Source organism: Rhizobium sp. 16-488-2b (genome assembly GCF_017741815.1).
Classification (GTDB): Bacteria; Pseudomonadota; Alphaproteobacteria; order Rhizobiales; family Rhizobiaceae; genus Rhizobium.
Genome location: NZ_JAGHMF010000024.1, coordinates 43,639 through 56,267, shown reverse-complemented (window position 1 = coordinate 56,267; position 12,629 = coordinate 43,639). Strand labels below are relative to the sequence as shown.

At 62.7% G+C, this 12,629-nt stretch carries 11 protein-coding genes; 6 read left to right on the top strand and 5 right to left on the bottom strand.

Annotated features, from left to right (window positions below):
• From J5286_RS19855 to J5286_RS19845, 3 genes are all read left to right on the top strand, one after another.
• On the top strand, nt 1-921 hold the full coding sequence (locus J5286_RS19855) for a DUF4167 domain-containing protein (RefSeq protein WP_209191821.1): 921 nt from the start codon (nt 1-3) through the stop codon (nt 919-921).
• Nucleotides 922-1,246: 325 nt separating this feature from the next.
• The gene (locus J5286_RS19850; RefSeq protein WP_209191820.1) at nt 1,247-3,004 is read left to right on the top strand and encodes a methyl-accepting chemotaxis protein; all 1,758 of its coding nucleotides are present in this window, start codon (nt 1,247-1,249) and stop codon (nt 3,002-3,004) included.
• Between the two features lie 458 nt (nt 3,005-3,462).
• The gene (locus tag J5286_RS19845) at nt 3,463-4,203 is read left to right on the top strand and encodes a hypothetical protein (protein ID WP_209191819.1); all 741 of its coding nucleotides are present in this window, start codon (nt 3,463-3,465) and stop codon (nt 4,201-4,203) included.
• Between the two features lie 205 nt (nt 4,204-4,408).
• Here J5286_RS19845 and J5286_RS19840 read toward each other — a convergent pair whose 3' ends face one another.
• Nucleotides 4,409-5,185: a DUF3108 domain-containing protein gene (locus J5286_RS19840; protein WP_209191818.1), complete on the bottom strand. Its 777-nt coding sequence runs from the start codon at nt 5,183-5,185 to the stop codon at nt 4,409-4,411.
• 259 nt (nt 5,186-5,444) lie between these two features.
• On the opposite strand from J5286_RS19840, the gene rpmB reads away from it, so the two are divergent.
• Together rpmB and J5286_RS19830 are read left to right on the top strand one after the other, a co-directional pair.
• Nucleotides 5,445-5,744, top strand: coding sequence for a 50S ribosomal protein L28 (gene rpmB / locus J5286_RS19835; protein WP_026283561.1), 300 nt, complete (start codon nt 5,445-5,447; stop codon nt 5,742-5,744).
• A 113-nt stretch (nt 5,745-5,857) separates the two neighbouring features.
• Nucleotides 5,858-6,496 carry a queuosine precursor transporter gene (locus J5286_RS19830; protein ID WP_113009453.1) on the top strand — a complete coding sequence of 213 codons (639 nt, stop codon included), beginning with the start codon at nt 5,858-5,860 and terminating at the stop codon, nt 6,494-6,496.
• A gap of 30 nt (nt 6,497-6,526) precedes the next feature.
• On the opposite strand, the gene J5286_RS19825 is transcribed toward J5286_RS19830, so the two are convergent.
• Nucleotides 6,527-7,459, bottom strand: a complete 933-nt coding sequence (locus J5286_RS19825; protein ID WP_209191817.1) for an AraC family transcriptional regulator — start codon at nt 7,457-7,459, stop codon at nt 6,527-6,529.
• A gap of 125 nt (nt 7,460-7,584) precedes the next feature.
• Here J5286_RS19825 and J5286_RS19820 point away from each other — a divergent pair, with 125 nt between their 5' ends.
• Complete coding sequence (locus J5286_RS19820; RefSeq protein WP_209191816.1) at nt 7,585-8,475, top strand: SDR family oxidoreductase; 891 nt, start codon at nt 7,585-7,587, stop codon at nt 8,473-8,475.
• 9 nt (nt 8,476-8,484) lie between these two features.
• On the opposite strand, the gene J5286_RS19815 is transcribed toward J5286_RS19820, so the two are convergent.
• From J5286_RS19815 to cobS, 3 genes are read right to left on the bottom strand one after another with little or no spacing between them, the layout of a single operon-like run.
• On the bottom strand, nt 8,485-9,492 hold the full coding sequence (locus J5286_RS19815) for an esterase-like activity of phytase family protein (protein WP_209191815.1): 1,008 nt from the start codon (nt 9,490-9,492) through the stop codon (nt 8,485-8,487).
• A gap of 54 nt (nt 9,493-9,546) precedes the next feature.
• Complete coding sequence (cobT, locus tag J5286_RS19810; RefSeq protein ID WP_209191814.1) at nt 9,547-11,448, bottom strand: cobaltochelatase subunit CobT; 1,902 nt, start codon at nt 11,446-11,448, stop codon at nt 9,547-9,549.
• Nucleotides 11,449-11,460: 12 nt separating this feature from the next.
• Complete coding sequence (gene cobS / locus J5286_RS19805) at nt 11,461-12,453, bottom strand: cobaltochelatase subunit CobS (protein ID WP_018901558.1); 993 nt, start codon at nt 12,451-12,453, stop codon at nt 11,461-11,463.
• Between the last annotated feature and the right edge of the window lie 176 nt (nt 12,454-12,629).

Genomic DNA, 12,629 nt, shown 5'->3' with positions numbered 1-12,629 from the left:
ATGAGGCCAGGACAGCAGAACAAACGCGGTCGCGGGCGTACCAACAATAACGGCGGCGGCGGCGGAAATAACAACAACAATAACAACAATTTCAACCGCAAGGGCGGCAACCCGCTGACGCGGACCTACGACAGCTCCGGCCCAGACGTGAAGATCCGCGGCACCGCGCAGCACATCGCTGAAAAATACTCGCAGCTCGGTCGCGACGCGCAGAGCTCCGGCGACCGTGTCATGGCTGAAAACTACCTGCAGCACGCCGAACACTACTATCGCATCATTGCCGCCGCACAGGCGCAGATGCAGGAACGCTTCCAGCGCGACGACCGCGGCGAATTTGACCGCGACGGCAGTGAGCGCGATGGCGACGAGATGGATGGTGGCGACAATGACGACGTCGTGGTCGTTCAGCCTCCGCGCCAGCAGCAGGAGCACCAGCAGCGCCGCAACAATGATGAGCAGCCGCGCCGTCAGAATGACGAGCAGCAGGGCCGCCGTTCGGACGAGCGCCGCTTCAACAACGAGCAGCGCCAGCGCCGCGACGAAGAGCAGCCACGCCGTCAGAGCGATGAGCAGCCGCGCAGCGAAGAGCAGCCCCAGCCGCAGCCGCGCGCCGAGGAGCAGCCACGTAGCGAAGAGCGCCCCGCTCGCCAGCCGCGCCGTCGCGAAGAGCGTCCGGCACCGGTTGCAGCCGCTGCCCAGCCCGAGGTGATCGACGGTACCGGCCCGCAGCCGGAGATCGAAGGCATTCCGGCCGAGGTATCGATGGACGAGGAAAGCGGTGCGGCAACGACCCGCCAGCCGCGCCGTCGTGCAGCCGCCCCGCGTCCGCGCCGTCCGCGCCGCGCTGAAGGTGAAGCTGCTGCCGAAGGCGATGCCGGCGCCGGCGAAGCGCCTGCCATGGCTGATGCGGCTTCGGAATAAGCCGTTACGGCTTGAAAGAAGACATGTTCAAAAGGGCGTCCCTCGGGGCGCCCTTTTTCATTGGGCGGTCGCGCTGTTCCTGAAATATAAGAAATCCACTATGAGTTTTCGCAGGGTTGCGACCTTAAATTAGATATTGGTTGTATACCCGGCGTTAACTCTCGCGGCATGATCATCGGTTGTGAGAGCTTCGGTGATTGCGATCTGAGATAGTTGTTATTTTCTCTCAGGATTTGCCCCATAAGTCTTCGAAGGAACGCGTTCCCGATGCCTCTCGCAACAACGCGCAACGCCAATGGCTGGCGTCGCAGGCAAGGGGATGGGAATGTTCGGTCTGGCATCTGATGCGGGATATATCCTCGGTGCGATTTCAAAATCGCAAGCAATCATCGAGTTCGATCTGAAAGGCAATGTGCTGAAGGCGAACGAGAATTTCTGCAATGCTCTCGGCTACAGCCTTTCCGACATTGTCGGCAAGCACCACAGCATGTTCTGCGAGCCGGCGCTGGCGGCATCGCAGGAGTATCGCGATTTCTGGGCCCGGCTTGGCCGGGGCGAATATGATGCAGGCGCCTACAAGCGGCTGGCGAAGGGTGGCCGTGAGATCTGGATCCAGGCCTCCTACAACCCGGTCTTCAAGCACGGCAAGCCGTTCAAGGTGGTGAAGCTCGCGTCCGACATCACGGATGCCAAGAACAAGGCGGTCGAGGACGCCGGTAAGCTGGACGCGATCTCGCGTTCGCAGGCGGTCATCGAGTTCAAGCCGACAGGCGAGATCATCACGGCCAACGAAAACTTCTGCAACGGTCTCGGCTATTCGCTGATTGAGATCGTCGGCAAGCATCACAGCATGTTCTGCGAGCCGTCCTACGCGCGCACCGAGGAATACGCCAATTTCTGGCGCCGGCTGGCGGCGGGCGAGTTCATCGCCAACGAGTTCGTTCGTTATGGCAAGGGTGGCAAGGAGATCTGGATCCAGGCGGCCTATAACCCGATCACGGATGCCAATGGCCGGGTCTACAAGGTGGTGAAGTTCGCCACCGACGTGACGCAGCGCATGAGCGCCATCAGCCTGCTTGGGCAGGCGCTGCGTGGGCTTTCCGAGGGAGATCTGACGAAGACGGTGGAGACCGCCTTCGTGCCCTCGATGGAGCAGCTGCGGCATGACTTCAACGCGACGATCGCGCGGCTCTCCGAGACCATGAAGACCGTCGGCGAGAACGCGCATGCGATCGCCGCCGGTTCCCGCGAGATCGGCTCGACGGCCGATTCCTTCTCGAAGCGCACGGAACAGCAGGCGGCCTCCGTCGAGGAGACGGCGGCGGCGCTGGAGGAGATCACCACCACGGTCAACGATTCCAGCCACCGCGCCGACGAGGCCGGCAAGCTGGTTTCCCAGACCAAAAAGGGCGCGGAGCAATCCGGTCAGGTCGTTCGCAGCGCCGTGGCGGCGATGGACCAGATCGAGCAGTCGTCGCGCGAGATCACCAATATCATCGGTGTGATCGACGACATCGCGTTCCAGACCAATCTCCTTGCTCTCAACGCCGGTGTCGAGGCGGCGCGCGCGGGCGAGGCGGGCAAGGGTTTCGCGGTCGTGGCGCAGGAGGTGCGTGAACTGGCGCAGCGCTCCGCAAGTGCGGCCAAGGAGATCAAGTCTCTGATCACCAAGTCCAGCGAGCTGGTGCGCAACGGGGTCGATCTGGTCGGGCAGACGGGCAAGGCGCTGGAGACCATCGTCAGCCAGGTCAACGACATCAATGTCAATGTCGTGGCGATCGTCGAGGGCTCGAAGGAGCAGGCGACGGGCCTGAAGGAGATCAACCAGGCGGTCAACCAGCTCGACCAATCGACGCAGCAGAACGCTGCCATGGTCGAGGAGAGCACGGCGGCAAGCCACAAGCTAGCGGCCGAGGCCGAGACGCTGCGCGGGCTGATCGCGCAGTTCAAGCTCAGCGAGGCCTATGCCATCAGGCCGCCGTCCAGGGCGGTGCAGAGCTCGCCCGCCCTGCATCTGGTCTCGCGTGTGGCAAGAGCCCACGGCATGGCGGCGCCGGTGGCCGATAGCTGGGAAGAATTCTGATCGTCATATCAGAATGATCGAGACGGCCGGCATCGCTCAAAGGCGGTGCCGGCCGTTTCATTTTGGCGCGCGAGGTAAATGATGGAATGCGTATCATTGATTGCATAAATCGACGCTTATATTCCAGAACGGGTACACATCGCACGCCCCTGTTTCGCCTCATTCCACCTGGCCGTCTCATCCTGCTGCAATCCGTCCCATTTAAGGAGGCATATGTCTCCGGTTGTGTCAGCATTCTCCATTAGCTGTTCATAATATGTTATCCGTCTTGCGAGGCTTACAAAACCTATACGCGAAACACGTTGAAATGTTAGAATTTACGCATATTCTTGTTTTCATGTAGAGGCGGGTAGTCTTCCACCCTTGGTTACAGCCCGCCGCTTCGGGAATGCGCGCTTCCCTTCATTGGTTTCGACTGCCTGGGCATTGGGCTCCGGCAGCATCTCTTGGAGGCTGGAATGAACTACAGTGCATCGAAATATGCTTTCCTGGCAGTAAGTTGCGCCGCTTTGCTGGCTCCGCTGCCCGCGAGCGCCTTTGACGTCGGCGGCAGCAATGGTCTTAGCATCGGGACCAGCAATGGGCTGAGCGTATCGCTCGGCGGCGCCAGCGGCGTGAATGCGACGGTCGGCGGAAACGGCAATGTTGCAACCGCATCAGTGGGCGGCGCCAGCGGTGTCAATGCAAATGTCGGTACCAGTTCAAGTGGTAGTCTCGGTGTCTCGGCCTCGGTCGGCGGCTCCGGGGGCGTCAATACGAACACATCTGTCGGTAGTGGTTCCGGCGGCGGGCTGAGCGTTGGAAATACCGCGAGCGTCGGTGGATCCAGAGGTCTCAACAGTAATGTCGGCGCCACGGTTGGCGGCTCCGGCGGTCTGGCGACGGCCAAGGCCAATGTTGGCCTCGGCGGCCGCACGTTGCTCAATCTCGGCCTCGGCGTCCCCGGTATCGATCCCGATGATCCGCGGAACCCGACCAATCCGAATAACCCGTCCAACCCGAACGGCACGAACACGGGCAACAACGGCAGCAACGGACGCAACAGCCTCAACAACAGGCAGCTCCAGGCCTTCAACGACATGTCATCGGGTGACCGGGCGAAGATGAAGGTTCGCTGCAAGGATATCCTGGCCGGTGGCGGTGGCGGCTTCGATGGCAGCCTCGTGAAGCTCTGCAAGATGGTCATCGCGATGCGCTAAGCGGCGGCCTCGCCCGGCGATCCGGTTGCGAGATGTCTCCCAAGCAGCGAGTATCGCGCCGCCTAATCATCAACAGGCAGGCGTGCGCGATACGCCTGCTGGGTTCGATGAAGCCCGGTATCGTCGGGATCACAGAAACAGGGGTGCGGCATGATTGCCGCACTTTTCATTTGTAGGGCCGTTGACGTAGCCCGTAGTCGCTCCGTCAGCTTGCGCTGTACTTCACCGCCGTGATGGTCACCGGCCCGTATTGGGTCGGGATGCGAACGAAGACGGGCGCTATGACGTTGGCCGCATCCGCCTTGGCAAACCAGATTTCCATGCGGCTGCTCTTGCTCAGATACTCGATGTCGCTGCGGCCCTTCTTGTAGCCCGAGCGCGGCACGAAGCGCACGTTGCAGACGGTGGCCTTGCCGGTGAAGCCTTGCGTGGAGAAATCCTTCGATCCGCTCGGCGACAGCACGAGGTCCATGCGCATCTCGCCGTCATAGATCGGTAGTTTCTGCGCGCAGACATTGGTGTCGGCGGGGAAGATCAGGCCGGAAATGGGATCGAGCACGGCGCGCATGTCGCTTGCGGGCACGTCGACCCAATTCTGCGGCGGCTTGCGCGGCGGCTTCACTGTCGTCGAGGTGATGTTGCCGTTGGAGTAGCGGACATCATAGGTGCGGGCGCGCTTGCCGCTCTTGTAATAGAGCAGATAGTGGTCCGCCTGCATGCGGTTGCCGCGCAGACGGCCATCGACGCTGGTCTTGGCCGAGATGGTGGTGACGAGATCGGCGAGGCCGGCGGAGCTGATATCGCCGGAGACGCGGTAGGTCTTGTCATCCTCGATGCGGGTCATGAAGGCGGCGCGGGCGATGGTGATGATGCCGAGCGCGACCTTGTATTCGGTGTGATGCACGACTTCGGCCGCGCCTGCCGGAATGGCCATCAGGCCCGCCAAGGCGGAAATGAAAATGCGTTTGCCCCAATGAGCCATGAATTGAACCTTGTTCGGTGCGCTGGTCAGGTCGCGAGATACGGTCTATACGCCTGTCGTGGCCTTTAGAGAACAAAAGCTTTTTGACGGAATTGCGAGGCTTTTGGACTGAATCGCCGGAAAGGCCAAGGTTTGGCTTGACGTGCACGGTCTGTCTGATTATAGAACCGCAACTTTCCAATCATGGCCTGATGGATTGCAAGCTCGACTTTGCGCGGGTCGGCAATCGATGGCCGAGAAAAACAAGAATAGGTGTCCCATGTCCCGCATGTGCGAATTGACCGGCAAGGCAGTCCTCGTTGGCAACAATGTCAGCCATGCCAACAACAAGACCAAGCGCCGGTTCCTCCCGAACCTGTGCCAGGTTACGCTGATCTCCGACGCGCTCGGCCAGCGTTACCGTCTTCGCGTTTCGGCTGCTGCTCTGCGTACCGTCGAGCATCGCGGTGGTCTCGATGCTTTCCTGATCAAGGCAAGCGAAAACGAACTGTCGATGCGCGCTCGTCTGCTGCGCCGCCAGATCGTCAAGAAGACCGCTGAAACGGCTGTTGCTGCCTAAGCAATAACCGACTTAAGCTATACGGCTTCAAAAGGCTTGCACGGTAATCCCGTTCAAGCCTTTTGCTTTGCCGGACTGTCCCTCCAACTGGTGGCATACCCCAGGATAAAAAAATGCTTCAGACGCGCTATACCCTTATCTACGTCGCCCTGATGACGCTTGTCGTCGTCTCGTCGAACTTCCTCGTGCAGTTTCCGCTGAACGTCACGTTCGCAGGCGTCAATCTCGCCGATCTCTTGACCTGGGGTGCCTTCACCTATCCGGTCGCCTTCCTGATCACCGATCTCACCAACCGCCAGTTCGGGCCGCAGGCGGCGCGCAAGGTGGTGTTTGCCGGTTTCCTCGTCGGCGTGGCGCTCTCCTTCTTCACATCGGTGCCGCGCATCGCGATCGCTTCCGGTACGGCCTATCTCGCTGGGCAGCTGCTCGATATCGCGCTGTTCAACCGGCTGCGCCGGCAGGCCTGGTGGCGGGCGCCGCTGGTCGGCTCGCTGCTCGGCTCCATGCTCGACACCGTGATCTTCTTCTCTCTATCGTTCGCGGCCTTCTTCGTCTTCCTCGGCCCGAACGAGCCGTTCGCGCTCGAGGCGTCGCCTGTTCTTGGCGTATTTGCCGCCGAAGCTCCGCGCTGGATCTCCTGGGCGATCGGTGATTTCTGGGTGAAGCTCCTGGTCGGTCTCGTGATGCTTCTGCCCTACGGGGCGCTGATGAGCGTGCTCAGGCCGATGCAGGGCGCACGCGCGGCCAGCTGATCCTTCATAAAGTCTAACGGCGGCGCTTCATCATGAAAGCGCCGTCGCCATCTTGGGGCGGTCGCGGACATATTGCCGGGGCGAGCAGCCCATGATCCGCTTGAAGGCCGTGCTGAAGGCCGCCTCGGACTCGTAGCCGAGCGACGGTGCGATGACCGAGATCGGGTCGCGGGAGTTCTCCAGCCGGTTTCCTGCCAGCAGCATGCGCCATTGCGCCAGATACTCCATCGGCGAAGTGCCGACCGTTTCCCTGAATTTCTGCGCGAATGTGGAGCGCGACATGCCGGCGCGGGACGCAAGTGCCTGCAGCGTCCAGCGTTCGGCCGGGCTGTCGTGGATCGCCGATATCGCAGCACTCATCTGCCGGTCGGCGAGCGCGAAGAGCCAGCCGACGCCGGTGTTCGAGCGATCCGCCAGATGCAGCCGCAAGGCCTGCACGAGGATCATGTGCGCGAGGTGCTCGACGATCAGGAAGCCGCCCGGCTGCGGCGCGCGCAGTTCCTGCATCATCTGCTCGACGGCAAAGCGCAAGGCCGCCTGGCTCTGCTCGTCGCGCAAGAGGACGATTGGCGGCAGCATTTTCAGCAGGATATCGGCGTGACTGCCGGCAAGGCCGAAGCGGCAGCTGACGATCGAGAAATCGCGGCCATCGTTGAGCGAGACGATGCCATCCTTGCGTGGGCCGAGGAAGATCGTGGCGGCCGGGGTTGGTTCGAGTGCGAGATCGGTCGCGAGCCTGAACGGCCGGCCGCGTGGGAGCAGAAAGCTGTCTCCGGGGTGCAGCTGCACGGCATCCTCCACACCCTCTACGCTGAGCCAACAGGAGCCCGACACGATGGCGCCGCACTTGATGCCACCATTCTGGTCCGGAAACTGGATCGCCCACTCTCCGCCCGCCTCCATGCCGGCGGAGAGGTAGTTTTGCGGCTTCAGCAGCGAAAGCACGTTTGATAGAGGATCCATTGAAAACTCCGGACGATCACGAAGATATTCCGGACAATATAGCATGGTCCGTATCGTCTCAAGGCCCTAGCTTCTCCTCGACACGTTCGCATCGGCGGCCGTGTGCAGCAAGCAAGGAGATGACCATGCGCGTTTTCGTTACCGGTGCCACCGGCTTTGTCGGCTCGGCCGTCGTTCAGGATCTCATTCAGGCCGGCCATCAGGTGCTCGGTCTCGCTCGCTCGGATGCTTCGGCCGCCTCGCTGGAGGCTGCGGGGGCTGCGGTTCATCGCGGCGATCTCGAGGATCTCGACGGTCTGCGCCGGGGGGCTGATGCCTGCGACGGCGTGATCCATACGGGCTTCATCCACGACTTCTCCAAGTTCAAGGAAAATTGCGAGATCGACGGGCGCGCCATCGAGGCGATGGGCAAGGTGCTCTCCGGCTCCGGCCGGCATATGGTCGTGACCTCGGGCACGGGTCTGCTGGCGCCGGGCGCGGTCGCCACGGAAGAGATGGCAGCACCCTCGTCGGCGGCCATTCCGCGCGTCTCGGAGAAGGCCGCGCTGTCCATGGTGCCGGATGGCCTCAGCGCCTCGGTGGTCCGTCTTCCGCCCTCGGTGCATGGTGATGGCGACCACGGCTTCGTGCCCATCGTCATCGGTCTGGCGCGCGAGAAGGGCGTCTCAGCCTATATTGGCGACGGCATGAACCATTGGCCGGCGGTGCATCGTCTCGATACCGGCAGCCTCTATAGGCTGGCACTGGAGAAGGCGCAGGCGGGCGCCCGCTATCATGGCGTGGCGGAGGAGGGCATTCCATTTCGCGAGATCGCCGGCGTCATCGGCAAGCGGCTGGGCCTGCCTGTCGTCTCAAAGTCGACTGAAGAGGCGGCGGAGCATTTCGGCTGGTTCACGCATTTCGCGTCGATCAACAACCGGGCGTCCAGTGCCTGGACGCGTGAGACGCTCGGCTGGGAGCCGACACATCAGGGGCTGATCGCGGATCTCGACCGGCCGGCCTACTTCGGGGGCTGACGCGCCCCGCTAATGAGAGGCGGCGGTGTCGGTCGAGGGATCGGGCCGCCGCTCGTCCAGCTTGAATTCCAGCATCAGGTTGCGCTGGAGGATCGAGTGGTTGTCGTCGGAGACGAGGATGACATGGACGCTGCCGTCGGCGGCGGTGAAGGTGTCGAGACCTTCCATGTTGTCGATCTGGTAGCCGAAATCGCCTTGGATCAATATCTCGCCGTCCATGACGCTGCCGGGCTTGATATCGGCCGACTTGATGCGGCGGATGCGCATGCCGATGCCTTCAGCCATGTTGAAACGGCGCTCCAGCAGCAGGAGATCGCCATTCGGCAAGAAGGCGCCGTCGGTGGCGTCGAAGTCGCCGTAATGGGCAAGCGCCAGCTTACCTTTCAGCGGTCCGTCCAGGATCGCGGCATAGGCGTTGCCGTCGTCGTCAAGGCTGCGCTCGGCGACGATCAGTGTACCGCCTTTGAGCGGGCTCGATGGCGGCGAGACGGCGATCGTCTCGAAGCCGCGATTGGCGCGCAGTTGCTTCTTTTCGAAGGGGATCGGCAGCGTGTCGAGCGCGCGCGAGGTCTCGAAACCGGGATCGGGATAGAGATCGACGCGGTGAAACTGCTCATATGAGACCAGCACCTTGCCGTCCTTCAGCGCGACACCCTCGGCATCCATCAGTGCCTTGCCCTCGAGGATCTTGCCGACGCGGTCGCGCATCGGCGTGATCTCGACATCGGCAAGCCCGCTCAGGCTGCCGTCCGCGCCGCGCTCGATGCGGCCGGTCATCCAGTGGCCGGTATCGAGGACGCCGACGAAATGCTTCTGGTCATCGCGGAAACGGATGGAGGAAAGCGAGCCAAAGAGGCGGTTGGGGGAGACCATTTCCAGGCCGCCGACGAATTCGAAAGGCCCGAAGCGCTTCTCGTCTGAGCCGATCTTGAAGTTCGAGATGATGCTGCTTCTCACTTCCGCCGCCGGCGTTTCGGCCAAGGCGGGCGTGCCGGCCACAAGCGAGGCGGCCAGCATGAGGGCTCCAGCGAAACGGGTTCGGAACGCCGGAGCCAGTCGCTTCATACGCGATCAGCCGGCGCGGCGGGCGCGTCCGCCGCGCGGTTGCGCCGCCTGGTCCTCGAAGAGCGAGGCCAGCTGTTCGGTCATCGCGCCTGCGAGTTCATCCGCATCGACGATGGTGACGGCGCGGCGATAGTAGCGCGTGACGTCGTGGCCGATACCGATGGCAAGCAGTTCGACCGGAGAGCGAGTCTCGATGCGCTCGATGACCGCGCGCAGGTGGCGCTCCAGATAGTTGCCCGGATTGACGGACAACGTCGAATCGTCGACCGGCGCGCCGTCGGAGATCATCATCAGGATCTTGCGCTGCTCGCGCCGCGCGATCAGGCGGTTATGCGCCCACATCAGCGCCTCGCCGTCGATGTTTTCCTTCAGCAGGCCTTCGCGCATCATCAGGCCGAGATTGGTGCGCGAGCGGCGCCACGGGGCGTCGGCGGACTTGTAGATGATGTGGCGCAGGTCGTTCAGGCGGCCCGGCGTCTGCGGCTTGCCATTGGCGAGCCATTGTTCGCGCGCCTGTCCGCCCTTCCAGGCCTTGGTGGTGAAGCCGAGGATCTCGACCTTGACGCCGCAGCGCTCCAGCGTGCGGGCGAGAATGTCGGCGCAGGTGGCGGCAACGGTGATCGGGCGGCCGCGCATGGAGCCGGAATTGTCGATCAGCAGCGTCACGACCGTATCGCGGAACTGCGTGTCGCGCTCCTTCTTGAAGGAGAGCGCCTGGGTGGGGTCGATGATCAGGCGCGTCAGGCGGGCCGGATCGAGATAGCCCTCTTCCAGGTCGAAATCCCAGGAGCGGTTCTGCTGCGCCATCAGGCGGCGCTGCAGGCGGTTGGCAAGACGGCCGACGGCGCCCTGGAGATGGGCGAGCTGCTTGTCGAGGAAGGCGCGCAGGCGTTCCAGCTCGGCGGCGTCGCACAGTTCCTCGGCGGTGATCGTCTCGTCGAACTCCTCGGTGAAGACGTGGTAGTCGACCTTCTCGTTGAAATCGTCGAAGGGCGTGTTCGGACGGCGGGTTTCGCCCGGCGTCTCCGAGTCGTCCTCGCCCTCTTCCTGCATGTCGTCGTCGGAGATCTCGGCGCCTTCGGTCTCGCCGTCCTCCATCTGCTCGTCGGCGACTTCGCTGTCCTCGACGGGGGCGGCATCCGAGCCGGCATCGTCCTCGACATCGTCGTCGTTCTGGTCTTCGCCGCTCGGCTTGTCTTCCTCGTCCTGCTGGTCGTCAGAGTCAGGATCGTTGTCGTCGTCGCCATACTCCTCGGCCATTTCCATGGCTGTCAGCATGTTGCGGATAACCTTGGAGAAGGCCTGCTGGTCGTTGATGACGCCGGTCAGGTTCTCGAGATCCTTGCCGGCCTTGTCCTCGATGAAGGAGCGCCAGAGATCGAGCACCTTGCCAGCCGATTCCGGCGGCTTTTCGCCTGTCAGCTTTTCGCGCACCATCATGGCGACGGCTTCGCCAACGGGTGCGTCTTCCTGGCGTTCAATGCCGGAGAAATTGGCCTTGGCGTATTTTTCCGTCGTCATCGAGCGCAGATTGCTGGCGACGCCTTCCATGCGCAACGCGCCGATCGATTCCACGCGCGCCTGCTCGACGGCATCGAAGATGGCGCGGGCGTCGGAGCCCTGCGGCGCCATCGTCGCGTGCACCTTCTCGTCATGGCAGGCGAGACGCAGCGCCATCGAATCGCCAAGCCCGCGGGTGACCGCAAGCTCGTGCATTGTCGGGCGCTTGGACAGTTCCGGCAGGCGGATGCGCTCGGCGGTCATGCCCGGCCGCTCGTTGGCGAAGGTCACCTCGACCTCGCCGTCGCCGGCGATCGCGCGCACGCTGCCGGTTATCGCCCGGCGCAGCGGCTCCACGTCGACGGGTGCACCGGGCTTTGCTTTCGAATTGTCACCACGCGCTGCCATGATCCGTTAGCCTCAGGCCTCCAGGACGATGTTGGCGGCGCTTTCCTTCAGCTCGACGCCGAAGGCGCGCTGATAGTGCTCGGCAACCAGCGGACGCTCCAGTTCGTCGCACTTGTTGAGGAAGGTGACACGGAAGGCGAAGGCGAGATCGCCGAAGATCTCGGCATTCTCGGCCCAGGTGATGACGGTACGCGGGCTCATGACGGTCGAGAGATCGCCGTTCATGAAGGAGGCGCGGGTGAGATCGGCGACGCGGACCATCTTGGAGACGGTATCGCGGCCGTTCTTGTCCTTGCCGAAGCTCTTCACCTTGGCGGCGACGATGTTCACTTCGTGCTCGTGCGGCAGGTAGTTCAGCGTCGAGATGATCGACCAGCGGTCCATCTGCGCCTGGTTGATCTGCTGCGTGCCGTGATAGAGGCCGGTCGTGTCGCCGAGGCCGATCGTGTTGGCGGTGGCGAACAGGCGGAAGGCCGGGTGCGGGCGGATGACGCGGCTCTGGTCGAGCAGCGTCAGGCGGCCGGAGGATTCCAGAACGCGCTGGATGACGAACATGACGTCCGGGCGGCCGGCGTCATATTCGTCGAAGACGAGCGCGACATTGTGCTGGTAGGCCCAGGGCAGGATGCCGTCCTTGAATTCGGTGACCTGCAGGCCGTCCTTGACGACGATGGCGTCCTTGCCGACGAGATCGATACGGCTGACGTGGCTGTCGAGGTTGATACGAACGCAAGGCCAGTTCAGGCGGGCGGCGACCTGCTCGATATGAGAGGACTTGCCGGTGCCGTGGTAGCCGGAGATCATCACGCGTCGGTTATGAGCAAAGCCGGCAATGATGGCGAGCGTGGTTTCGCGATCGAAGAGATAGTCGGGATCGAGATCCGGAACATAGGCGCTGCCCTGGCTGTAAGCCGGAACGCGGATGTCGGAATCGATGCCGAAGACCTCCCTGACCGAAACGGTGGTGTCCGGAAGTTCCGAGATATCAAGGTCAATCTTGCTCATCATGTCTCCAAGGCGGGTGGCCGACACCCTGCCATACTGTCTCAGCTCGTTTCGCGATCATGGCGTTGTGGTATCCCACGCGCTCATGTCTGAACGTCGGCGATGCTTCTCCGGGACTGAAACGAAACCTCGGGGACGATCAAATCACCGCCTGCGAGCATTCTTGACGATAGTCC